The 21,096-nt window shown below is 55.0% G+C and carries 17 protein-coding genes, 1 tRNA gene and 3 pseudogenes; 13 read left to right on the plus strand and 8 right to left on the minus strand.

From position 1 onward, the window contains the following. Positions 1 to 402: 402 nt before the first annotated feature. The 5 genes and pseudogenes from ACIOVF_RS20410 (at position 403) to ACIOVF_RS20430 (ending at position 2,939) form a co-directional block, all read left to right on the plus strand. Entirely contained in the window at positions 403 to 1,335 is a 933-nt protein-coding gene (locus tag ACIOVF_RS20410; RefSeq protein ID WP_401292078.1) for a hypothetical protein, read from the plus strand. 188 nt (positions 1,336 to 1,523) lie between these two features. Continuing rightward, positions 1,524 to 1,896: pseudogene (locus ACIOVF_RS20415) on the plus strand (DDE-type integrase/transposase/recombinase); the annotation flags it as partial. A gap of 25 nt (positions 1,897 to 1,921) precedes the next feature. After that, positions 1,922 to 2,038: pseudogene (locus ACIOVF_RS20420) on the plus strand (DUF4113 domain-containing protein); the annotation flags it as partial. A gap of 93 nt (positions 2,039 to 2,131) precedes the next feature. Next, a complete protein-coding gene (locus ACIOVF_RS20425) occupies positions 2,132 to 2,386 on the plus strand; it encodes an antirestriction protein ArdR (protein ID WP_401292080.1) in 255 nt (84 codons plus the stop codon). A gap of 184 nt (positions 2,387 to 2,570) precedes the next feature. Further along, positions 2,571 to 2,939, plus strand: coding sequence for a histone-like nucleoid-structuring protein, MvaT/MvaU family (locus ACIOVF_RS20430; protein ID WP_401292083.1), 369 nt, complete (start codon positions 2,571 to 2,573; stop codon positions 2,937 to 2,939). Between the two features lie 318 nt (positions 2,940 to 3,257). Here the strand turns inward: ACIOVF_RS20430 and ACIOVF_RS20435 are convergent, their stop codons facing one another. Genes ACIOVF_RS20435 through ACIOVF_RS20455 form a run of 5 tightly spaced genes read right to left on the minus strand, consistent with a single transcriptional unit; the run spans position 3,258 to position 10,690 of the window. After that, entirely contained in the window at positions 3,258 to 4,538 is a 1,281-nt protein-coding gene (locus tag ACIOVF_RS20435) for a tyrosine-type recombinase/integrase (RefSeq protein WP_401292085.1), read from the minus strand. Then, entirely contained in the window at positions 4,538 to 5,533 is a 996-nt protein-coding gene (locus ACIOVF_RS20440; protein ID WP_401292088.1) for a hypothetical protein, read from the minus strand. The genes ACIOVF_RS20435 and ACIOVF_RS20440 overlap by 1 nt, the downstream gene beginning before the upstream one ends. Next, positions 5,530 to 7,575, minus strand: coding sequence for a tyrosine-type recombinase/integrase (locus tag ACIOVF_RS20445; protein ID WP_401292090.1), 2,046 nt, complete (start codon positions 7,573 to 7,575; stop codon positions 5,530 to 5,532). Before ACIOVF_RS20445 ends, ACIOVF_RS20440 begins: the two co-directional genes overlap by 4 nt. Then, positions 7,572 to 9,773, minus strand: a complete 2,202-nt coding sequence (locus ACIOVF_RS20450) for a hypothetical protein (RefSeq protein WP_401292093.1) — start codon at positions 9,771 to 9,773, stop codon at positions 7,572 to 7,574. Before ACIOVF_RS20450 ends, ACIOVF_RS20445 begins: the two co-directional genes overlap by 4 nt. A gap of 2 nt (positions 9,774 to 9,775) precedes the next feature. Further along, positions 9,776 to 10,690, minus strand: a complete 915-nt coding sequence (locus ACIOVF_RS20455) for a deoxynucleotide monophosphate kinase (protein ID WP_401292096.1) — start codon at positions 10,688 to 10,690, stop codon at positions 9,776 to 9,778. 20 nt (positions 10,691 to 10,710) lie between these two features. Between ACIOVF_RS20455 and ACIOVF_RS20460 the strand changes: the two are divergent. The 3 genes and pseudogenes from ACIOVF_RS20460 to ACIOVF_RS20470 all read left to right on the plus strand — a co-directional run. Next, positions 10,711 to 11,049 (plus strand): annotated as a pseudogene (locus tag ACIOVF_RS20460) (dTMP kinase); the annotation flags it as partial. Next, complete coding sequence (locus ACIOVF_RS20465) at positions 11,042 to 12,028, plus strand: DNA polymerase III subunit delta' (RefSeq protein ID WP_401292099.1); 987 nt, start codon at positions 11,042 to 11,044, stop codon at positions 12,026 to 12,028. The pseudogene ACIOVF_RS20460 and the gene ACIOVF_RS20465, both read left to right, overlap by 8 nt. A gap of 43 nt (positions 12,029 to 12,071) precedes the next feature. After that, a complete protein-coding gene (locus tag ACIOVF_RS20470) occupies positions 12,072 to 12,854 on the plus strand; it encodes a TatD family hydrolase (RefSeq protein ID WP_093380593.1) in 783 nt (260 codons plus the stop codon). A 235-nt stretch (positions 12,855 to 13,089) separates the two neighbouring features. Here the strand turns inward: ACIOVF_RS20470 and ACIOVF_RS20475 are convergent, their stop codons facing one another. Then, entirely contained in the window at positions 13,090 to 14,223 is a 1,134-nt protein-coding gene (locus ACIOVF_RS20475; protein ID WP_401292101.1) for an aminotransferase class V-fold PLP-dependent enzyme, read from the minus strand. 72 nt (positions 14,224 to 14,295) lie between these two features. Between ACIOVF_RS20475 and ACIOVF_RS20480 the strand changes: the two genes are divergently transcribed. The 4 genes from ACIOVF_RS20480 to ACIOVF_RS20495 all read left to right on the plus strand — a co-directional run bounded on the left by ACIOVF_RS20480 (position 14,296) and on the right by ACIOVF_RS20495 (position 17,273). Continuing rightward, entirely contained in the window at positions 14,296 to 14,934 is a 639-nt protein-coding gene (locus ACIOVF_RS20480; protein WP_045195146.1) for a TetR/AcrR family transcriptional regulator, read from the plus strand. 127 nt (positions 14,935 to 15,061) lie between these two features. After that, entirely contained in the window at positions 15,062 to 16,030 is a 969-nt protein-coding gene (locus tag ACIOVF_RS20485; RefSeq protein WP_401292103.1) for a GTP 3',8-cyclase MoaA, read from the plus strand. A gap of 66 nt (positions 16,031 to 16,096) precedes the next feature. Beyond that, entirely contained in the window at positions 16,097 to 16,702 is a 606-nt protein-coding gene (locus ACIOVF_RS20490; RefSeq protein ID WP_401292105.1) for a DUF4823 domain-containing protein, read from the plus strand. Positions 16,703 to 16,712: 10 nt separating this feature from the next. Beyond that, on the plus strand, positions 16,713 to 17,273 hold the full coding sequence (locus ACIOVF_RS20495; RefSeq protein WP_045195140.1) for a DUF1285 domain-containing protein: 561 nt from the start codon (positions 16,713 to 16,715) through the stop codon (positions 17,271 to 17,273). Between the two features lie 104 nt (positions 17,274 to 17,377). Here ACIOVF_RS20495 and ACIOVF_RS20500 read toward each other — a convergent pair. Both ACIOVF_RS20500 and ACIOVF_RS20505 read right to left on the minus strand, forming a co-directional pair. Then, positions 17,378 to 17,453 (minus strand) — tRNA-Asn (locus tag ACIOVF_RS20500). Positions 17,454 to 17,516: 63 nt separating this feature from the next. Further along, positions 17,517 to 18,713, minus strand: a complete 1,197-nt coding sequence (locus ACIOVF_RS20505; RefSeq protein WP_093380602.1) for an amino acid aminotransferase — start codon at positions 18,711 to 18,713, stop codon at positions 17,517 to 17,519. Between the two features lie 308 nt (positions 18,714 to 19,021). On the opposite strand from ACIOVF_RS20505, the gene uvrB reads away from it, so the two are divergent. After that, positions 19,022 to 21,037, plus strand: a complete 2,016-nt coding sequence (gene uvrB, locus ACIOVF_RS20510) for an excinuclease ABC subunit UvrB (protein WP_045195137.1) — start codon at positions 19,022 to 19,024, stop codon at positions 21,035 to 21,037. Positions 21,038 to 21,096 lie beyond the last annotated feature (59 nt).

Here is a 21,096-nt window from a genome sequence, read left to right on the forward strand (position 1 = left end):
ACTCGGCATCGGCGAAGGTCATTTGCTTCATTGAAAAGCTCGGCGATTGGTGTCCGGGGATTTTGCCAAATCAGGAAGTCTTTTTCAGGATTTCCCTAGCAGTCTCGGCTTGACTCAAGCCAGCCTCCTTGCATTCCAGCACACTCTTCAGTTTGTTCAGATTCGTTGGCCGGGCTGCAGGTCGCTTCGCTACATCAACGCCAGTTAGGTGCGCCCTGATAGTCTGGCCCTGGTGGTCTAGTACATGAGAGCCTGGGCATCCGCCACGGCTCAATCACCGCGATTCATGACCTGAGCGGTGGCACCGATTTTTCGAGGCTTCATGCTTGTCCATATCTGTTCGGTTCTATTTAATGACTGCATTGTTTAGCCTTGGTGCAGAAATGCGAGGGAGAGCTACGAGTGAGCACGGAACCAAAGGGAGCTGGCATGGGCGGGGTGTTTGGACGTGCGTTAAATGACGTGGAGCATGCGCTAGGGATGTATGCTTATAGCTACTGCACCATTCCTGCAGAAGCTATTTATGACAAGGAACTTCTGCAGCCTATGATGGAAGTTATTGATAAGTGTCATATCTACTGCATCGGATATACGCCGATCGTAGATTTTGTTGGGGCCGAACAAATTGATGATAGGTTGACTCTTAAGCTCAAAGTGCTTGGGCAAGAGTATGGCGTTGACTATCAAGTGCCTGGCTTGACTCTGAAGGAGGATGAGGGATATTGGTGCATGGAGGACGCGGAAGGTGAACGTTACTGGCCAGATATGGAGCAGGCCCAGTCTCGCTTGAGCAGCGAATTCAAGGCCGTGACGTTCGAAGTCAAGTACATCGGACAAGCCTACGGGAAAGAGGGATCAAGGAATGCGATTGATCGACTCTTGAAGCACGAAACCTTGCAGAAAATCGCGCTAAAGGGTGTCCCCGCAGGCTATAAGTTGACATTGTTGTTGCTGGCAATTCAGCCAAGTAACCAGCTTATTACGATGCTTAATCCGTACGCAAAAAACGGAGATAGTGGCGATGCCCGGATAAAGCAAGGTATTGACAAAGCCTATAATACTACCGAGGCTGAGAAGATATCTTTGTACGAGGCTGCTTTGATCAGATATTTTTATCCTGAATTCAACAAAGAGTTCAAGGATAGCTTTCCGTCGACTAACCTTAAGATTCTACAGGATTGCTATGATAAAGATTTTAGCGCTGTGGTGGCCGAAATCTGTATTGATGAGCTTCCCTTTGCATTGTTTTCGGAAAGTGTTCAGCCCAAGTTTTATCATGTGGCCAGGCACAACCTCCACAAGGCAGAAGATCGAAAGATGTTTTTTGGGTACTGACATTCCTTAAGGGTTTAAGTATAAGCCCCACAAATTGCACCAGCGTTTGGATCCGTCCTGTAGGGGCCCGACCGAAGTGAAAGTCTTAGATGCTGACAGTTCCAGGGCCGTCTCGATCGCATCGCTGCGAATCGCCAATCATGGCAAGGCTCCCTTTCGGATTACCCCCAGAATTCAAGCGCGAAGCTGCCAGCCTGATGCTCGAGGCTTTGGATATGGTGTATGAGCAGCGTGGTCGGTCACAGAACGTTCTGTTTCACAGCGACCAAGGAAGCCAATACGGCAGCCGAAGCTTCCGTCAGCGGCTGTGGCGCTATCGTTTCAAACAGAGCATGAGCCGCCGCGGAAACTGCCACGATAGCACCGATGGAACGGCTGTTTCGCAGCTTGAAAACGGAATGGGTACCGACAGTAGGCTACATGAGCGCTTCGCTGGCACAGCAGGATATCGGCCGGTTTTTGATGCAGCGCTACAACTGGCAACGACCACATCAATTCAACGGCGAGCTGGCGCCAGCTGTGGCCGAGGAAAAACTTAACGCAGTGTCCGGGATTAGTTGACCACTACAAGGTGCCTATGGTGCCGGGGGCAGTCCAATTGGCTAGCGTGCCTGTCGATCCAAGCTAGGGCATGCGCAGGGAGATGATGAGTCAGAGCTTCACCACCCGAGTCGATGAGCTTTGGACTGTCTACTGCAAGTGAATGGCCAGGAGGGAGGTTTGTTGTTGAGTGTTTCATTTCCGCTGCTGAGTGCCTGATACTGCAACCGAGAGCCAATAAAGGGGAAATCGATCTATGAAGGCGTTTTGGAATGCACTGCGCGCAACTGCTGCCCAATGGCGAGCAAAGAATGAGGAGCGCCGGGGCGGGATTGTGATGATCTGGGAAGGGGAGGTGTACGCTTGGAAAAATGAGGTTCGAGATCCTCAATGCGAACGACCAGGCGTGTACGCAGTCGATGAGGCGGGACAGGTCTATATCGCGGTAGGCGGTGATGACTACAACGGAGCAGAGCGCTGGGCCGTTGTTGATACAGCAAGCGGTGGATGACTGTCTCAGCAAATATTCAGGGCCTTTTCGTTGAACTGCCACCATAGCATGCAATGCACGGTAGAAGGGCTAACAGCATTGTTAAACAGGCTCGCCCCTGAGCGGAGAACAACTGTATTGAACCTCTTGAAATGGTTTAGGATATTCCGCTTGTTTCCTTGTAATCCATTTCAAAGGATCACTCATGTCTCGTTTAGCGGAATTCCGCCAACTTGAGCAGCAGCTCGCCGCACAACTCGCAGAGCTCGAAGCCCTGAAGGGCAGTTCGGAGCTGCAGAAAGAAATTCAGTTTGAGACCAAACTGCGTGACTTGCTGGCCGTGTACGGCTATAGCCTTCGCGACATTATCAACATCTTGGATCCACAGGCAAACCGGCGTGTCGCTGCTCCGGCAGCAACTGAAAAGACTCCACGTCGCGCTCGCCAGGTTAAGCAGTATAAGAACCCGCACAACGGAGAGGTCATCAAGACCAAGGGCGGCAACCACAAGCTGCTCAAGGAATGGAAAGCCCAGCACGGTGCCGATGTGGTTGAAGGTTGGCTCGCCCGGTAACATTTGCCACCGGTAGTTTGCTGAAGCCCCCCTTAAGGGGGCTTTTTCAATGGTGGCGCGGTCACAAACCTATCCAGGTGGATCAGCTAGGTGGATAGCTTTCAGGCTGCCTCGCATCGTCGAACTTTAAGCATCTACTACCGAAGCGGCTACGCGAGCGATTGTGAGGGAGATGGGTTGGTGCCGTCTCTGCTATGCGAGAGACAGCCATTTATCGAATGCTTTGATGGTATGAGCATGATACGCAATTGGGAAAAGTGACCGCCTACGAGTAGGATCCGACGAATGTCATTTACCTATCAATTTGAGCCCTACCTATCATCCGAACATTTCTAACGCTTGGTGAATGTTGAGAGCGTCTTCATGAATTGTCTCGTGAGTTATCCCTTTGTTCGCCATGATTAAATATCGCGCAAGAACCAAATAGTGGTTGTACGTAGTAATTGGATCCTCGTGACCCATTTGGTTCATGATTACTTGGGTGAGGGCAAGGTGCATGACCTCGGCGTTCTTTTCTAGAATTTTTTCACCGTTATGATGCTGAACCATCATCATGGTTGGCCACCATTTCCTGGCGTGATAGAAAATATTCGTAACGCTGAAGCTAGGGTCTTTGGCAATGGCAAGCTTCTTAGCATAATTGGTCGCGTTCGAGATCATGCTTTGAGTTACCGGAACACCTTCTGATGTCAGGAACAGGGTCGACAGAGGGCATTTGTGGCCAAACCTCTCTCGGTACAGCTTGGCCCGAGCAAGATACTCGGTCTTGATGTATTCATCGTCGAGAAGCTTAAGGGCATATGCAGGAATAATAATGTCCCTGAGCTTGTTACCCTTACCTAAAACCTCGTATGAAAAAGATTTAGACTCTTTGTCCATTTCGCTATAGGGTAGAACATGGCGATTTTTGCCATTACCCATGTAGGGAAATTTAACAAGTTCCATCGGTCGCATCGCTGTGGCTAAGGCAAACTTGAAAAGTGTTGCATAAACTTTATCAGGATATGCTGACAGTAAGGTCTTAACCTCGCTATGTTTAATTAGGTGTACCGCCTTTTTTTGTCGTGATTGTTTATCAAGCACTCGGATGGGGTTCGAGTCGAGGGCGAATCTAGTTTTTTTGGCTATATAGCTAAGCATGCGTCTATCCTTAAAGTTGGCAGTCCAAGTCTTTAAAGAGATTTTGACGCTGGTGGGTATGCCTTCGTCGAATAGCCATTTGAAGAAATAGAGCACAACGCAAGCATCGTTGAATATGGTTTCAGATGTTGGGTGTGGACTAGCTTTGTTTACCCTATTTACCTGTCGATATATTTGCCATTGACGCAGTTCGGTGTTCGTGGCGTGAATGTGGTAATCGCCAGGTTCTAGAGATTTGAATCGCTTTTGGGTGGAAAGAAATCTATAGAACTGAGCTAGCAAGGTTGCATATCTTTTTGATGTTTGTAGTGATGATCGGCTTTTGTTGTAAAGGTAAAGGTTTGGAATGCTTATTAGTGTTGTTTTGCCTTTGTGCTCCGCTAGGAGTACGTAATGCTTAACATTGGTGCCAAGCATTACACTGAGGTATTTTATGACCTTGATTTCGAACTTAATCATCAGTCGCCCTGTTTGATCCTGGTTATTTGAATAGAATCAAACCCCCAATCCATCAATGGGGTTTTGGCCGTATCAGCGTCCTGCAACTCTTCAGCAGGTACGTCCCTAAAGCTGAATTGGCGCTTTGCTGAAATAACAGCGTCCGATGAGCTGTAAGGAATATGAATTGAAATGGAGTTTATGGGGCGGATTTCTTTTACGACAAGCTGAATCTCTTCGCGACTATAAAGAGGGAGTTGCAGTGCGACCAGCGTATGGCTCTCCCGAGGGTAGATCTTTTTACAAAATAGATTGAAGTCCGATATGTATCGCTCTTGGAAAATAACAACGTCAGCGTTCTGAGAGTCTGGTAGGGAATTGACGGTTTTGATGGCTTTCTGAATCTCGGTGTCTTTGGCATCCTCATAAGCTGAGAAATCATTTGAAGATGCATAAGCCTTCCGCGCTGCCTTGAGATCTAGCTCAAGTGCGATAAAATTCTTTGCCGAGTTTGTAGTGTAATTACTACCAGTAGAGGTTGGGGCAGATACAGCGTCCGCCACCATTTTAGCATTTCTTACCTCGAGCTCAGTAACCCGCTTGCTCAGATAAGCGTTGTGATTGTTTTGGTTAATGAGCGTCGAGCTTATCTGTCCTGATTCGTAGACCATGATGTCATTGTTCATCAATGATGTAATATGATGCTCAATGGCCTTTTCAAGCTCTTCTTTATGGGCAATACTCGCCTTAATAAGCTCCTGCTTCAGTTGGGCAATTTTTTCTTCCCTGTTTTCGAGCATTTCACTCAGTGAAGCGCTGTCGTCAACCAGTAGTCTGGCAATGGATTGTTTTCCAGTAGCATATTCCTTCAGGTCACCGTAATAACGGTTGAATGCCTGTCGGGTAATGCCGGAAAGTTCGGAAAGCTTTCCAACGGGTAGTTTGGACATGCCGTTATCGAGCTGGTGCTGCTTGATAATACCAATCAGCTTGTTGCGAGTGTCTTGGCTACTCATGCTTGTGCTTCCACCGAAGGAATGAGCTGATACGATTTATCATTTCTCAGTGCTTCCAGGTGTCGTGAGTTTTCCAAAAGCTTTCGCCGGAGCATAGCTTTGGAGGCCTCTGACAGCGTGTCGCTAGCTTTATTCAGCATCAGTTGATAGAAGTTAGTATTGTCTTCCAGGGCTTTAGCCGCTTTACCTACAATCACTGCATGTGGGCACGCTGTATCGCAGAAGAGAGGATCCGGGAGTGCGTTTTTCACAATACCATTGTTGTGCGCCAAGCATGGCGGTAGCTCAGGTGAGGAGTAGAGCTCTGTGCTCACGCAATAGCTGCCCACTGCTGTGCGGTGAATGAACAAAGGTTCGCCAGAAGAAAGCAGATGACTCACATAAGTAAAAATAGTTACTTTAAGCTGCTTTCCGCTGAAGGCATCGGGTTGCGCAGTGATCTTCTCAACAAGACGACGAGCACTTTCGCCCGAAGAGCCAGAGGTTTTAACCGACGTGATAATGTCGGTGAAATCTTCGATGTAGTTCTGCTCAATCGCATGGGCAACACTTTGGACAATGTACGGGTTGCGCCCAATGTATCGAAGCGTCATCGCATAACTAACGTGTCCAAAAAGAAGGCGGATAATGTCAATGTTCCGCTCGCTACGATTGATCAGGATTTCCGCGATCGTTTTTCGGAAACGATGAGTATGAATGCGCTCAATCCCAAGCAATTCTTCGAGCTCATCAGTAATCCGCTCAACCCTAATCGAAGACTGACGGTTGACTTTCTTAGTGCTACGGTTGGACTGGAACAAGTAACCTTCGCGTTCTAGCCCATAAATCGATCTGAGTTGCTTGTATTCCTCAATCTTCTCTCCGATATACCTGGGGAGAGGGATAAAGCTTGTATCACCTTTGTAATTTGGATCCTGACTAGTTTTGAAGCGAGTTACCTGAAGCTTAAACCTCCCATCCTTACCCTTGATGACGTGTTCAAATGTGAGTGGTTCAAGTTCGCTGGCTCGCAACCCGGTAACCAGAGCTACCAAAATATATAGTGCGTTCCGAATTGCATCGAGGGCGCTTTTATAGCTGCGTACCCAGGAGTAGTTCCATGAGCGCGCGCCTCCGTACTGACGTGCAATCTTGGTCACTGATAGAACCTGCGTTCCGTTAATCTCAAGATTCAAGGCGTTTTCCAAGGCGGGATCTTCTTGGTAACGCGTAAGTGTTTTCGAACTGAATTCAGCGAGGTTATTCGATTTAATGAAATCCCTAGCTTGCAGAAGCAAGGGCGTCGCCTTGTCTGTCCAAAAGAAGGCGTACTCGGCCAGCTTCTTGAGTTCAGGCTCGGTGAACGGAATCCAAGTGGAAAGCGAGCCTGTAAAATGGCGGATTACATCCTTCCTGCGTTCTGGTGTGTCGACAGCATTAGCCGACACAGAAATCCGATGCTCAACCGGAATCAGCTGTTGGGCGCTAAGCGAGAGCCAGAAACGAATGTGGTGGAAAAGATAGTGATAATGAGTGAAGGCCGGTGCTTCTTTTGCTTTGTTGAGAGCTTTAATAAGGAGTTGCGGAGTGATAAAAGATAAGGACTCGACATCACCTGCAAGGTGGTTATCTTGGAAGATATACTTGTTCAGGACTCGGAAGTTTGCGCTGTGACCCTTGGTAGTAGAGTAGGCGCGAATCCCACCGAATGGTGCAAACTCGGGGATCAGGTGATAGATGATCGATTTTTTGATTGAGGCGACGTGAGGAAGCAGGCCTTCAAACGACAGGCGAGTGGCAGTCCCGTACTGGTCTTTAAAAATAACCCAGCTAGGTTCGCTATACATCGAATAAGCTGAAACTGGGAAATATCCATCTGGGAACAGCTCAAGCTTCTTCAAAAGCGAGCTGTGGGTCTGCTTCACCGTTCCGCCAGTTTCTTGAAGAAGACGTTCAAGCTCCAGCTCAGCAGCATCTTGGAGGTCGTCGCGAAAATCAATCTCAAGCGATTCCTCCAAGCTGATCGATTCTGCTTCGCTTGTTTTAGATAACTTGTGTGTCATTCTTTATCTTCCTCTTCAAGGATAACTTGGAGAAAATTCAAATCTCTAGGCAGCAGTGGTGTGTTGCGGCGTTGATATCGAGAGGCTTCTTTGATCGCCCGATCATCTTCCCAGTTGTCCAAAATCGAATCGATTTTCAAGATCTCGATCTCAATATCATTGCTGTAATCCGATACTGAAGGCGGCTGATCATCCAGAATCTCAACGGCGTGAATTCGACGCTCCATCAAATAAGGTAGAGAGTCTTCGAACATAAATGCCTGAGAGCAGAAAATACACTTGCTCACTACATAGCACCTCTGATCCGGTTGAACGCGTGTTCTTGCTCCGTGCCAGGTCGGTTTCTTTTGATTCGTGCAGGCCCAAAGTGGTTTTTCCATGCCCGGAATATGGAAGACTTTAAAAGGGAGGTTGACAGCCTCTTGTGGAGAGGTGCCGAGCATACCCTCGAACCTTCCCGAGTACATCAATTTAACAATTGCCTCCAATTCGGACTCAAGTCGATCGTAGCGCTTCGCCTGAGCCAGCGGAGAGTTGTCGTAGTGAATGTCAGTAGTAGTGGGGGTGCTATGTCCTAAGAACAGCGCAAGGAGTCCATGCGAAGTGTCCCCAGACTGCTTTCGACGCTTGACCCATGTAGGTCGTAGGCGCACGGTAAGATCTTTAGCACTGGTTAGTCTGTTACCTGCCTCATAGATTTCATATTTCTTGAGGAACTGCTTGATTCCTTGCAGGAAAGCTTTTTCATTGGACGCTGATGTGTGTCGGCCTCCCTTGCTCACCCAGTCGGCGAAAAACCGAATGCATAGAAATGCTGGACTATAGTCTGCTTCTGTCTTGCCGTGGTTAATGTAGTCGAAGGGGTACTGTTTGAGAGGCTCCGAAAGGCTATTGGCAAGCGCAAACAAATTCCAGGCCGAGTATTTGTCTGAACGTTTGCTTGCAGCGATGATTTCCTTGGGCGCATAGAAAGGTTTTCCTACGCCTTGACTTCTGTTTTTCTCTGACTGCAGTACGACATGCTCTTCATTCATGGCGCCAGTCAGCGCATGTTCATAATTATCTGGATCCAGAGCTAGGACGGTTTCCTTATTCCAGTTAGTTTGAAGCATGATGAACTGAATAAGACACGCCATGTCGAGCATGGTCGGATAATACATGCCAAGGAGCTCATCCCAGACAGGCAGTGATTTGGTGTATGAAGTCCTGATGGGAGCGCGCCATCTCAACATTAGAAGCTGTACGACATCCTTGCATTTTTTTGGGCTGCTGATGCCGACAGTGCCATATTTTTCGCCAATAACTTGTAGGTCAGTGTTAAAAGGGTAGCCCGAATTAATCAGCGTTTTGATTGCTCGAGCGGGGGCTGGCGTGAAGCCAAAAATATTAACATCGTCAAAAGGGTTGAGTGGGTTGCTGAACCTGTAGGTTTTTTCGCGGTCATCATAGGCTTTATAAAATAGTTGATGCCAGTTCGTTTGGGCGGCTATTTTACGTAGCTCGATCTCTGGGGAGGCTGAAAGTCGACCCAGAAGAGTTTTATCAGAAACTGGCTTTCCCGCATCCCGGAATGATTGCACCCACTGGAAAATATTGGATTTTGAGTAATTGGGGGATACTAAATTGAATATTTCATCGAAGGTGTAAGGTTCTGCTGCGTGGACTTCGATGCGAAAAGCTAATTTTGTATAGAGAATATCTATGTGCCTTGTGAGTGCCTTTGCAAGGGCTTCATCAGCTTCATCATTCAATGGGGCTCTAGGCTGGTTGTTTGCCTTAATCACATGTGGTAGTAGAAGGTCAGGGATTGCTTCTGTTAACGAAGCCGCATTGTTCAAGGCAGTTTTCAGAGCGCCTGCGTTAGTAATCGGCTCCCCATTCTCGAGCAGGTAATGTTGGAACTTGTTGAAAACCTCAGTGCTGATATCTGAGATAGTCTTTATCTGCAATGGCCTCGGTTGGCGAAGGTTAAACACTTGTGCGAAGTCAAAAAAAATCCAGATCGCTCTGCGAAGGCTGCTTGCGGAAACACGCGTTCTCACGGGGCAATATTTCAAGAACACCAAATGAAGACCGACGCAAATAGCCTTGCCGATGCTGTAAAATGGATGGCCTTGGTAAGTGCACTCGACCTCAATGTTATCTGAGGTCATGACGGTGTCGTGCACTACTTTCTTTGCGTTAAATAGATGCTCCATTTTTAGTCCCGGTCTTTAATTGTCTTTGACAGGGCTTTCCAAGCTTCATCTAGGGTTGTTTTGTATTCGGCCAGGGTGCCATTGTTTTTTATCACAATATCGGCTGGTTCTGCTTTTATGCCAAATTCAGAAGAATGCGTATTAACTGATTCAGCATTGTCTCTGACAATATGCCAAATCGCACCATTTAATCCTCTGATGTACGCAGCTTCGTTCTCGAATCGAATATCTTTAATAATGATGATGCACTTTCCGTCAGTGTTAAGGATCGGCTTCTTGATATATTCTGATTCATTTATTGGCTGGAGAGGGGTGGCACTTCTGCGCTCAAAGAAGTCTGGGAAGTCTTGCAATGCTTTGGCTTTAACCAAACCAATCATTTCCGCAGGAGTCATCTTCCAAAACTTGTCGGTTTCGTTCGTCGCACTTGCATCCCAGCACTGTTCATCGCTGAGGTTAAAGAATGCCTTAGCAGCGAGAATGAACGGCAGCTCTGGGTGCGATAGCTGCGCAGGGGTGATAGGAGAAATAGCCTCCGGAGCATAGATCTCGCGATCCGCTCTCATGAGCCAATGCAGGGGGTTGTGGGCTCTCATCCACTCAGTTCCCACCCGCTGGAAGAATTCCCTTGGCGAGAGGCCCCAAGCGTCTACCTTGAGCTCCTTTACGTTATCATCCCAAGTCTGAGCATCTGAGAGATTGAAGAGAGCTTGGCAACCGCGTTTCAGCGGATCAGCGAGGGCATATGCTGTTACCTCCGGGTGCTGAAGCAGGATCGCAGCTCCCGTGTCTTTACCTGATCTGGCCTTCGCGGCTAGCCCAACTACCTTCTTCATCTCACCGAGCTCCTTGATTTGTATGAGGTTTTCTTCTTGTTTACATTTTTTTTCTTCAAGAGTATACCTGCTTGTTTCCATTTAGCGTAATTCCAAAACAAGATGCCACCTACGCCTATCAGGGCGGCGGGCGCGGCCTGTCGCTGGAGCGCATCGCCACCCTGGAGAATTTCGTCCAGGGCGATCTGCGCCCGGACCTGACCCTGGTGTTCGATTTGCCGGTGGCGATCGGTCTGTCGCGCGCTGCCGCCCGCGGCCGCCTGGACCGTTTCGAGCAGGAAGGCCAGGCCTTCTTCGAAGCCGTGCGCCAGGCCTACCTGGCTCGCGCCCAGGCTTCGCCGCAGCAATACCGGCTGATTGATGCCGCTTTGCCGCTGGCCCAGGTACAGCAGGCGCTGGACGCCTTGCTGCCGCAGATTCTGGAGCGTTGCCGTGGCTGAGGCGTTTCCCTGGCAGCAGGCGCTGTGGCAGCAACTGGCCGGGCGCACCCAGCATGCCCATGCCTATCTGCTGCACGGCCCGCAAGGCATTGGCAAGCGGGCCCTGGCCGAGCGCCTGATGGCCTTGCTGCTGTGCCAGCGTGTGCAAGGGCTGCAGGCGTGTGGGCAGTGCAAGTCATGCCTGTTGCTCGCAGCCGGCAGCCACCCGGACAACTACGTGCTGGAGCCGGAAGAGGCCGACAAGCCGATCAAGGTCGACCAGGTCCGCGAGCTGGTGTCTTTCGTGGTGCAGACTGCGCAGTTGGGCGGGCGCAAGGTGATCTTGATCGAGCCGGTCGAGGCGATGAACGTCAACGCCGCCAACGCCTTGCTCAAAAGCCTTGAAGAGCCCTCGGGCAATACTGTTCTGCTGCTGGTCAGCCATCAGCCCAGCCGCCTGTTGCCAACCATCAAGAGCCGCTGCCAGCAGCAGGCCTGCCCGCTGCCGAGCCGCGAGCAAAGCCTGGCCTGGCTCGAACAGGCCTTGCCCGACTGCGACGAGCAGGAGCGCCTGGAGTTGCTCAGCCTGGCCGCCGGCTCGCCGTTGGCGGCCGTCAGTCTGCAGGCCCAGGGTGTGCGCGAGCAGCGCGCGCTGGTGGTCGATGGGGTGAAGAAGCTGCTCAAGCAGCAGCAATCGCCTAGTCAGCTGGCCGATGCCTGGAATGCCATTCCCTTGCTGCAACTGTTCGACTGGTTCTGCGACTGGTCCAGCCTGGTCCTGCGTTATCAGTTGACCCAGGACGAGGAGGGGTTAGGCTTGAGCGATATGCGCAAGGTGGTCCAGTACCTGGCGCAGAAGAGCAGCCAGGCCAGGGTCCTGGAGATCCAGGACTGGATTCTGGCCCAGCGCCAGAAGGTCCTGGGCAAGGCCAACCTCAATCGGGTGCTGTTGCTCGAGGCGCTGCTGTCGTCCTGGGCGATGTTGCCGGGCCAGCGTTGAGCTGCGCCGTTCCTTCATTTCTTTTCAGCGTTGTCATGCACCCATGCTTGTAGATTCCCATTGCCACCTCGACCGTCTTGACCTCACCGCCCACCAGGGCTCCCTGGATGCGGCCCTGGACGCTGCCCGCGCGCGCGGCGTCGGCCACTTCCTGTGCATCGGCATCAGCGCCGACAACGCCCAGGCGGTCAAGGACCTGAGCGAGCGTTACAGTGATGTCGACTGCTCGGTGGGCATCCACCCGCTCGACCTCACCCCCGATGGCGCTCCGCCGCTGGACTGGCTGCTCAAGGAGCTGGAGCACCCGCATGTGGTGGCGATTGGCGAGACCGGCCTGGACTATCACTACGAGCCGGACGCGGCTCAGGTGCAGCAGGACTCGTTCCGCCTGCACCTGGAGGCAGCCAGGGTAACCGGCAAGCCGGTGATCATCCATACCCGCGCGGCGCGCGCCGACACCTTGGCCTTGCTGCGTGAAGCGGACCTCAAGCAGGCCGGCGTTCTGCATTGCTTCACTGAAGACTGGGACATGGCCAGGGCGGCGCTGGACCTGGGCTACTACATTTCGCTGTCGGGCATCGTCACCTTCCGTAATGCCGATGCGTTGCGCGATGTGGCCCGCCAGGTGCCTGCCGATCGGCTACTGGTCGAGACCGACTCGCCGTACCTGGCGCCGATCCCCTACCGCGGCAAGGCCAACTTGCCAGAGTACGTGCGTGAAGTGGCGGAGTTCGTGGCGATGGTGCGCGGTGAAAGTTATGAGCAACTGGCTGAACAGACCACGGCCAACTTCAAGCGCCTGTTTCCGTTGGCGCGGGTGGCCTGAGCCTGCGGGCGGTAAAAACCGCAGGCAAAAAAAACCCGGGTTCTGGGGGGTGAATCCGGGTTAAGACCATTAGGAGTAAAACAAAGGCACGCGGTCCCTGAGCACCTTTATCGGCGCGCCACATGGGGGGATGCGCTGCGCCAACACCTGAAGTATTGGCCAGGATTGACGCGCCGCCAGCCACAGCTGGTCGTTTTTTAAACAGATTTGGAATACGCCTGCCGCTGCTGAGCACTCATCGCTCTGCGATCTCGCGCACAATGGCCAGAGTTTCGTCGATTATCTGCCTAGGTGTGTAGAAGTGCGGGGAAAATCGGACCCCGGGGCCACGCGGAATGCAGATCACCTGTTCCTGCTTGAGGCGCTGATAAACCTGGGCGTTCTCGACGCCCTCAATGCTGAAGGACACGATCCCTGAGCGACGCGCAGGCTCCTGCGGGCTGTGTACGCGGACCCCAGGGATCGCTGCCAGGCCTTCGTTGAGCCAGTGCACCCGCTCCAGCAGCGCTGTGGCCACTTGATTGATGCCCACTTCTTCGAGCAGCGCCAGGCTGGATTCCAGTGCCGCTGCACCGAGCATGTTCGGGCTGCCGCATTCAAAGCGCCGGGCGCTGTGGGCCGGCTGCCATTCGCTGCGGCTGTAGTCGCCCATGTGTTCGAGCATGTGCCAGCCGTACTCGCTGAGCTTGAGCAGCGGGCGTACCTCGGCGCGGCAATAGAACACCCCGAGGCCTTCCGGGCCGAGCATCCATTTGTGCCCATCGGCCATGGCAAAGTCGCACTGATAGGCCTGGACGTCGAAGGGCAGGGCGCCCAATTGCTGGATGGCGTCGATGCAGAACAACACCTCACGCTCACGACAGCCTTGGCCCAGACGCACCAGGTCAAGGCGCAGGCCGCTGGCAAACTGCACGGCGCTGATTGCCAGCAGGCGCACCTTGGGGCCGCAGGCCGCGAGCAAGGCCGCCTCCGGGTCGCTGCCCTTGAGGCTTACCTGGATGACGCTGACGCCTTTGTCGGCCAGGGCTTCCCAGACAATCCGGTTGGAGGGGAATTCTTCGTCGCTGATGACGATCTGGTCGCCGGCCTGCCAGTCGATACCGAAGGCGACGAAAGACAGTGCTTCGGAGGTGTTCTTGACCAATGCGATGTCATCCGTCGACGGTGCATTCGTCAGGCGCATCAGGCGTTCACGTAAGCGCTGCTCCATGGCCATCCAGTCTGGATAGTCTCTTGCACCGAGCAAAACGTTCTCGCTGGCGAAGCGCGAAACCGCCTGGCTGGCGCGTTTGGGCCAGGGTGCGACGGCGGCATGGTTCAGATAACGAAGCCCCGGGGCCTGTTCAAACTCATCAAGAAACATAGACATGGTTGGATGATCCGTGCATTTTGGCGCAAGTTAGGCATAATAACCGGCTTCGATTTTGATCCAGTCCTTCTTATGCAGAAAGAACCTCGTAAGGTCCGTGAGTTTCGTCGCCGAGAGCAAGAAATTCTCGATACCGCGCTCAAGCTGTTTCTCGAACAGGGTGAAGACAGTGTCACCGTCGAGATGATCGCTGATGCTGTCGGTATCGGCAAAGGCACGATCTACAAGCATTTCAAATCCAAGGCGGAGATCTACCTGCGCCTGATGCTCGACTACGAGCGCGATTTGAACGAACTGCTGCACTCTGCCGACGTCGACCGCGACAAGGAAGCCCTGTCGCGCGCCTACTTCGAATTCCGCATGCGTGACCCGCAGCGCTACCGCCTGTTCGACCGCCTCGAAGAGAAGGTGGTCAAGGGCAACCAGGTGCCGGAGATGGTCGAGGAGCTGCACAAGATCCGCGCCTCCAACTTCGACCGCCTGACCCTGCTGATCAAGGGTCGCATCAGCGAAGGCAAGCTTGAGGACGTACCGCCGTACTTCCACTACTGCGCGGCCTGGGCCCTTGTGCATGGGGCCGTGGCGCTCTACCACTCGCCGTTCTGGAGCAACGTCCTGGAAGATCAGGAAGGCTTCTTCCAGTTCCTCATGGACATTGGCGTGCGCATGGGCAACAAGCGCAAGCGCGACCCGGATACCGCCGGTAGCTGAGACATTCAGCCAAACCATGGCGCTACTGGGATTGGGTGGCGAGGAATATACTCAGGTATGAGGCTTGCAAAAACCTGATTTTTGAGTCAGGTTTTGCAGGCCCGATTCACCCATGCCGGAGTCACCCATGATCGTCGACCGCCAAGGCAGGCGTTTTCGCAATTTGCGTGTCAGCCTCACGGCTGCCTGCAACTACGCCTGTACCTATTGTGTGCCCGACGGCAAGCGTCTGGTCGCGGCCCAGGACGAGCTCTCGGCCGAGGCCATGGCCCGCGGCGTGGCTTATCTGGTCGAGGCCGCCGGTATCGAGCGGGTGCGCGTCACCGGCGGCGAGCCGCTGGTCAGCCCCAAGCTGGAAACCTTCCTCAGCTCCATTGCCAATCTGGGCCTGGATGAAATCAGCCTGACCACCAACGGCCAGTTGCTGGCGCGCAAGCTGCCGTTGCTGCGCGCGGCGGGTATCCGTCGCCTCAACGTTTCCCTCGACACCCTTGATCCGGATGCCTTCCGGCGCATTGCCCGTGGCGGCGACCTGGCCACTGTGCTCGACGGCATGAGCCAGGCCAGCGCCGCCGGCATGCAGATCAAGGTCAACATGGTGCCGTTGCGCGGGCAGAACTTCGACCAAGTGCTGCCACTGCTGGGGTACTGCCTGGCCCACGGCTACGAGCTGCGCTTCATCGAGCTGATGCGCATGGGGCACCTGGCGCGCGACAGCAATGCCTTTTTGCAGCAGTTCGTCAGCCTTGAGCACTTGCTGCAATTGATCGGCGAGCAGTACGAGTACCTGCAGGCCAACGCGCCGGTGGATGCCACCGCCTTGCGCTACCAGATCCCGGGCCAGGGTTATTTTGGCGTGATCGCCAACGAGAGCGTGCCGTTCTGCCGTACCTGTTCGCGTTTGCGCCTGTCCTCCACCGGCTGGCTGCACGGTTGCCTGTCGTCGAGCAACCGCCACTATATCGGCGACCTGCTCGACAAGCCGCGCCACCAGGCCTTGCCGGCGCTACAGGGCTTGCTGGTCAAAGCCCTTGGCGACAAGCAGCCGGTGGCGTTTTCGGGCGGCGCGACGGTGATGAAAATCATCGGCGGCTAAGACTGGCGCAAAAGCTGCATCTGTCAGCTGTTCGCCGGTTTTCCGTCACCGGCCACTGGAGGATAGATGCGTAGCCTGGTTTTGCTGCTGGCGCTGATGGCGCTGGGCGGCTGCATGAATGTCAGCGATATGGGCGAGGGTGCCCGTTATCACATGAGCGATGTCGGTCTGCTCGATCACAGCGACACCCGTCGTTCGCTGTCGGTGCGCCTGCAGCCTGATTCATTCATTTACATTGGCCAGGGTGCATTCGTGCCGCCAGGCAAGGGCCCGTACCCGCGCCCCAACGTCGTGGCCGAGGAAGCCTTCAAAGGCTTTGTCGAATACTTTCCCCTGGTGCGCCGCGCCCCGGCGCCACTGGGCCTGGAGCAAGCGTTGGTCGAGGCGCGTGAAGTCGGCGCCCATTATCTGCTGTACACCCGTTTTGCCCGTACCGACGATCGTATCGGCAATGGCGATGAGTGGTACGACGAGCAGGCGGTGGATCGCCTGGGCATCGATACCGGCGTGGTGCAGCTGATGCTGATCGAAACCAGTACCCGTTATCTGATCGACACTGCACGGATCAAAAGCCGCGGCGGTTTGCTGACGTTCCACGACAACAAGCCGGAAGATTTGCTCCGCCCGCCGCTCGAGGATTACGCTCGCAGTCTGTTGGGCATGAGTCGTTAAGGAGAGGGTGATGCAAGACACCGGCAAGGCCAATGATCTGCTGGCGCAGATTCCCAAGGCAGAAAAGGGCCTGCCGCCCGTGCACCTGTGGAACCCGGATTTTTGCGGCGACATCGACATGCGCATCGCCCGTGACGGCACCTGGTACTACCTGGGTACGCCGATCGGGCGCAAGCCGATGGTGCGGCTGTTCTCGACCATCATCCGCCGCGACGGTGACGACTACTTCCTGGTGACGCCAGTGGAGAAGGTCGGCATCAAGGTCGATGACGCGCCCTTTGTTGCGGTTAGCCTGGAGGTGCAGGGCGAGGGTGAGCAGCAATTGTTGCGCTTTACCAGCAATGTCGACGACCAGGTCGAGGCCGGCCCCGAGCATCCGCTGCGCGTTGAAATCGACGCGCAGACCCAGGAGCCTTCGCCGTACGTGCACATGCGCAGCAACCTCGAAGCGTTGATCCATCGCAATGTCTTCTACCAGTTGGTCGAACTGGCGGTGCCCAGGCAGATCGATGGCCAGCAGTGGCTGGGCGTCTGGAGTGGTGGCTGTTTCTACCCCATCGGCCGGACCTGATCGTCCGCCCGGTTTTCCCTGAGGGGTGACCGGGCTGCGCGATTTAATCTGCCAGAACGAAAAAACCTCCAGTGCTCAGGGCAACTGGAGGTTTTTCAGGTGTTTGGCTCCGCGACCAGGACTCGAACCTGGGACCCAATGATTAACAGTCATTTGCTCTACCGACTGAGCTATCGCGGAATCTGTGGCGTATCTTACTGATTGCTAAGGGGAAGTCAAGCCTCCCCTATGCAATTGAGTAAATTACAGGACCTCGACGATCGCCTTGGTCACCACATGGATGTTGCTTTGGTTCAGCGAGGCGACGCAGATGCGACCGGTATCCAGAGCATAGATACCGAACTCGTTCTTCAGGCGCGCGACCTGCTCAACGGTCAGGCCCGAGTAGGAGAACATGCCGCACTGGCGACCGACAAAGCTGAAGTCCTGCTTGGCGCCGTACTCGGCCAGCAGCTCGACCATCTGCTTGCGCATGCCGTGGATGCGCTGGCGCATCTCGGCCAGCTCGTCTTCCCACATCTTGCGCAGCTCTGGGCTGTTGAGCACGGTGGCGACGATGGTCGCGCCGTGGGTCGGCGGGTTGGAGTAGTTGGTGCGGATCACGCGCTTGACTTGCGACAGCACGCGGGTGGCCTCTTCCTTGGACTCGGTGACGATCGACAGGGCGCCAACGCGCTCGCCGTACAGCGAGAAGGATTTGGAGAACGAGCTGGAGACGAAGAAGTCCAGGCCCGACTCGGCGAACAGGCGTACCGCGGCGGCGTCTTCAGTGATGCCGGCGCCAAAGCCCTGGTAGGCCATGTCGAGGAACGGCACGTGGCCCTTGGCCTTGACCACTTCGAGGACGTTTTTCCAGTCTTCTGGCGTCAGGTCGACACCGGTCGGGTTGTGGCAGCAGGCGTGCAGCACAATGATCGAGCCGGACGGCAGGGCGTTGAGGTCTTCGAGCATGCCGCTGCGGTTGACGTCGTGGGTGGCGGCGTCGTAGTAGCGGTAGTTCTGGACCGGGAAGCCAGCGGTTTCGAACAGTGCGCGGTGGTTTTCCCAGCTCGGGTCGCTGATGGCGACGACGGCGTTCGGCGACAGCTGCTTGAGGAAGTCGGCACCGATCTTCAGGGCGCCGGTACCGCCGACGGCCTGGGTGGTGATCACGCGACCGGCGCTCAGCAGTGGCGACTCGGCACCGAACAGCAGCTTCTGTACGGCCTGGTCGTAAGCGACGATACCGTCGATCGGCAGGTAACCGCGGGAAGCGTGCTGGGCAGCGCGCTGGGTTTCGGCTTCGATCACTGCACGCAGCAGTGGGATACGCCCTTCTTCGTTGCAGTAAACACCTACACCCAGGTTGACCTTGTTGCTACGGGTATCGGCGTTGAAAGCTTCGTTGAGGCCCAGAATGGGATCGCGTGGTGCCAGCTCGACAGCGGAAAACAGGCTCATTATTACCTTGGCTCTGAATGGAGAGTGGAAGAGGTCGCACGCTCCAGTCGCTTGCACTAGAGCGGTGCACAAACGGGGAGTCAGTATAGTGATACCGCTCGGTCACGGCGACAGTCTGTCGCAGCTTTTCCTGCTGTTTGACCGAATATTTTTCGACCGTTAGTCGATTTCACCGGTCCATACTCAGAAATGCCCGGGTTACTCAGTTGAAACTGGCGCAATGGGCCCTTAATTCGGTATAACTACTGTCTATAAATACAGTTGCCCGCGCCAGCGATGAAACCATCGCGATCACACAGAGGTTTGTCATGTCCGAGTTCCAGCTCGTCACCCGTTTCCAGCCGGCCGGCGACCAGCCCGAGGCCATTCGCCTGATGGTCGAAGGAATCGAGGCGGGCCTTGCGCACCAGACCCTGCTCGGGGTGACCGGCTCAGGCAAGACCTTCAGCATTGCCAACGTGATCGCCCAGGTGCAGCGCCCGACATTGGTGCTTGCGCCGAACAAGACCCTGGCGGCGCAGCTGTATGGCGAGTTCAAGTCATTCTTCCCGAACAACGCCGTCGAGTACTTCGTTTCCTACTACGACTACTACCAGCCCGAAGCCTACGTGCCGTCCTCGGACACCTTTATCGAGAAGGACGCCTCGATCAACGACCATATCGAGCAGATGCGCCTGTCGGCGACCAAGGCGCTGCTGGAGCGCCGTGATGCGATCATCGTCACCACGGTGTCCTGCATCTATGGCCTGGGTAGCCCGGAAACCTACCTGAAGATGGTCCTGCACGTGGACCGCGGCGACAAGCTCGACCAGCGTGCGCTGCTGCGCCGCCTGGCCGACCTGCAGTACACCCGCAACGAAATGGACTTTGCTCGCGCTACCTTCCGCGTGCGCGGTGATGTGATCGATATCTTCCCGGCCGAATCGGACCTGGAAGCCATCCGCATCGAGCTGTTCGACGACGAGGTCGAGAACATCGCCGCCTTCGATCCGCTGACCGGCGAGGTGATCCGCAAACTGCCGCGTTTCACCTTCTACCCCAAGAGCCATTACGTGACCCCGCGCGAGACCCTGCTCGAGGCCGTGGACGGCATCAAGGAGGAACTGGCCCAGCGCCTTGAGTACCTGCACAAGGCCAACAAGCTGGTCGAGGCCCAGCGCCTGGAGCAGCGCACCCGCTTTGACCTGGAGATGATCCTCGAGCTGGGTTACTGCAACGGCATCGAAAACTACTCGCGCTACCTCTCCGGGCGCCCGGCCGGGGCAGCGCCACCGACTCTTTACGACTATCTGCCGGACGATGCCCTGCTGGTAATTGACGAATCCCACGTCAGCGTTCCGCAAGTCGGCGCCATGTACAAGGGCGACCGCTCGCGCAAGGAAACCCTGGTCGAGTACGGCTTTCGCCTGCCCTCGGCGCTGGACAACCGGCCGATGCGCTTTGACGAGTGGGAAAACGTCAGCCCGCAGACCATCTTCGTTTCGGCGACCCCCGGCAACTACGAGGCCGAACATGCTGGCCGGGTGGTCGAGCAGGTAGTACGCCCAACCGGCCTGGTCGATCCGCAGGTCGAAGTGCGCCCGGCCACCACCCAGGTCGACGACCTGCTCTCGGAGATCCGCAAGCGCGTGGCCGTGGAGGAGCGCGTGCTGGTCACCACCCTGACCAAACGCATGGCCGAGGACCTCACCGACTACCTGGCCGACCACGATGTGCGCGTGCGCTACCTGCACTCCGACATCGATACAGTGGAGCGGGTCGAGATCATCCGCGACCTGCGCCTGGGTACCTTCGATGTGCTGGTGGGCATCAACCTGCTGCGTGAAGGCCTGGATATGCCGGAGGTGTCGCTGGTGGCGATTCTCGATGCCGACAAGGAAGGTTTCCTGCGTTCCGAGCGCTCGCTGATCCAGACCATCGGCCGCGCGGCGCGTAACCTCAATGGCCGGGCGATCCTCTATGCCGACAACATGACCGGCTCCATGCAGCGGGCGATTGGCGAGACCGAGCGGCGCCGCGACAAGCAGATCGCCTTCAACGCCGCCAACGGCATCGTGCCCAAGGGCGTGGTCAAGGACATCACCGACATCATGGAAGGCGCCAACGTGCCCGGCTCGCGCAGCAAGAAGCGCAAGGGCATGGCCAAGGCGGCAGAGGAGAGCGCCCGTTACGAAGCCGAACTGCGCTCACCGGGCGAGATCGCCAAGCGCATCAAGCAGCTGGAAGAGAAAATGTACCAGCTGGCGCGGGACCTGGAGTTCGAAGCGGCGGCGCAGTTGCGCGACGAGATTACCGCGCTGCGCGAGCGGATGATCACCACCTGAGGGCCCTATCGCTGGCAAGCCAGCTCCCACAGGGCTTGTGAATGCCATACCCGTGGGAG

It is taken from the genome of Pseudomonas sp. NPDC087612 (assembly GCF_044743505.1).
Classification (GTDB): domain Bacteria; phylum Pseudomonadota; class Gammaproteobacteria; order Pseudomonadales; family Pseudomonadaceae; genus Aquipseudomonas.

Coding starts and splice junctions, on each gene's coding strand:
- ACIOVF_RS20430 (WP_401292083.1), top strand. CDS start 2,571: ATGTCTCGTTTAGCGGAATTCCGCCAACTTGAGCAGCAGCTCGCCGCA.
- ACIOVF_RS20455 (WP_401292096.1), bottom strand. CDS start 10,690: ATGGAAACAAGCAGGTATACTCTTGAAGAAAAAAAATGTAAACAAGAA.
- ACIOVF_RS20445 (WP_401292090.1), bottom strand. CDS start 7,575: ATGACACACAAGTTATCTAAAACAAGCGAAGCAGAATCGATCAGCTTG.
- ACIOVF_RS20475 (WP_401292101.1), bottom strand. CDS start 14,223: ATGTCTATGTTTCTTGATGAGTTTGAACAGGCCCCGGGGCTTCGTTAT.
- uvrB (WP_045195137.1), top strand. CDS start 19,022: ATGTCCGAGTTCCAGCTCGTCACCCGTTTCCAGCCGGCCGGCGACCAG.
- ACIOVF_RS20505 (WP_093380602.1), bottom strand. CDS start 18,713: ATGAGCCTGTTTTCCGCTGTCGAGCTGGCACCACGCGATCCCATTCTG.
- ACIOVF_RS20480 (WP_045195146.1), top strand. CDS start 14,296: ATGCAGAAAGAACCTCGTAAGGTCCGTGAGTTTCGTCGCCGAGAGCAA.
- ACIOVF_RS20495 (WP_045195140.1), top strand. CDS start 16,713: ATGCAAGACACCGGCAAGGCCAATGATCTGCTGGCGCAGATTCCCAAG.
- ACIOVF_RS20425 (WP_401292080.1), top strand. CDS start 2,132: ATGAAGGCGTTTTGGAATGCACTGCGCGCAACTGCTGCCCAATGGCGA.
- ACIOVF_RS20485 (WP_401292103.1), top strand. CDS start 15,062: ATGATCGTCGACCGCCAAGGCAGGCGTTTTCGCAATTTGCGTGTCAGC.
- ACIOVF_RS20440 (WP_401292088.1), bottom strand. CDS start 5,533: ATGAGTAGCCAAGACACTCGCAACAAGCTGATTGGTATTATCAAGCAG.
- ACIOVF_RS20435 (WP_401292085.1), bottom strand. CDS start 4,538: ATGATTAAGTTCGAAATCAAGGTCATAAAATACCTCAGTGTAATGCTT.
- ACIOVF_RS20450 (WP_401292093.1), bottom strand. CDS start 9,773: ATGGAGCATCTATTTAACGCAAAGAAAGTAGTGCACGACACCGTCATG.
- ACIOVF_RS20470 (WP_093380593.1), top strand. CDS start 12,072: ATGCTTGTAGATTCCCATTGCCACCTCGACCGTCTTGACCTCACCGCC.
- ACIOVF_RS20490 (WP_401292105.1), top strand. CDS start 16,097: ATGCGTAGCCTGGTTTTGCTGCTGGCGCTGATGGCGCTGGGCGGCTGC.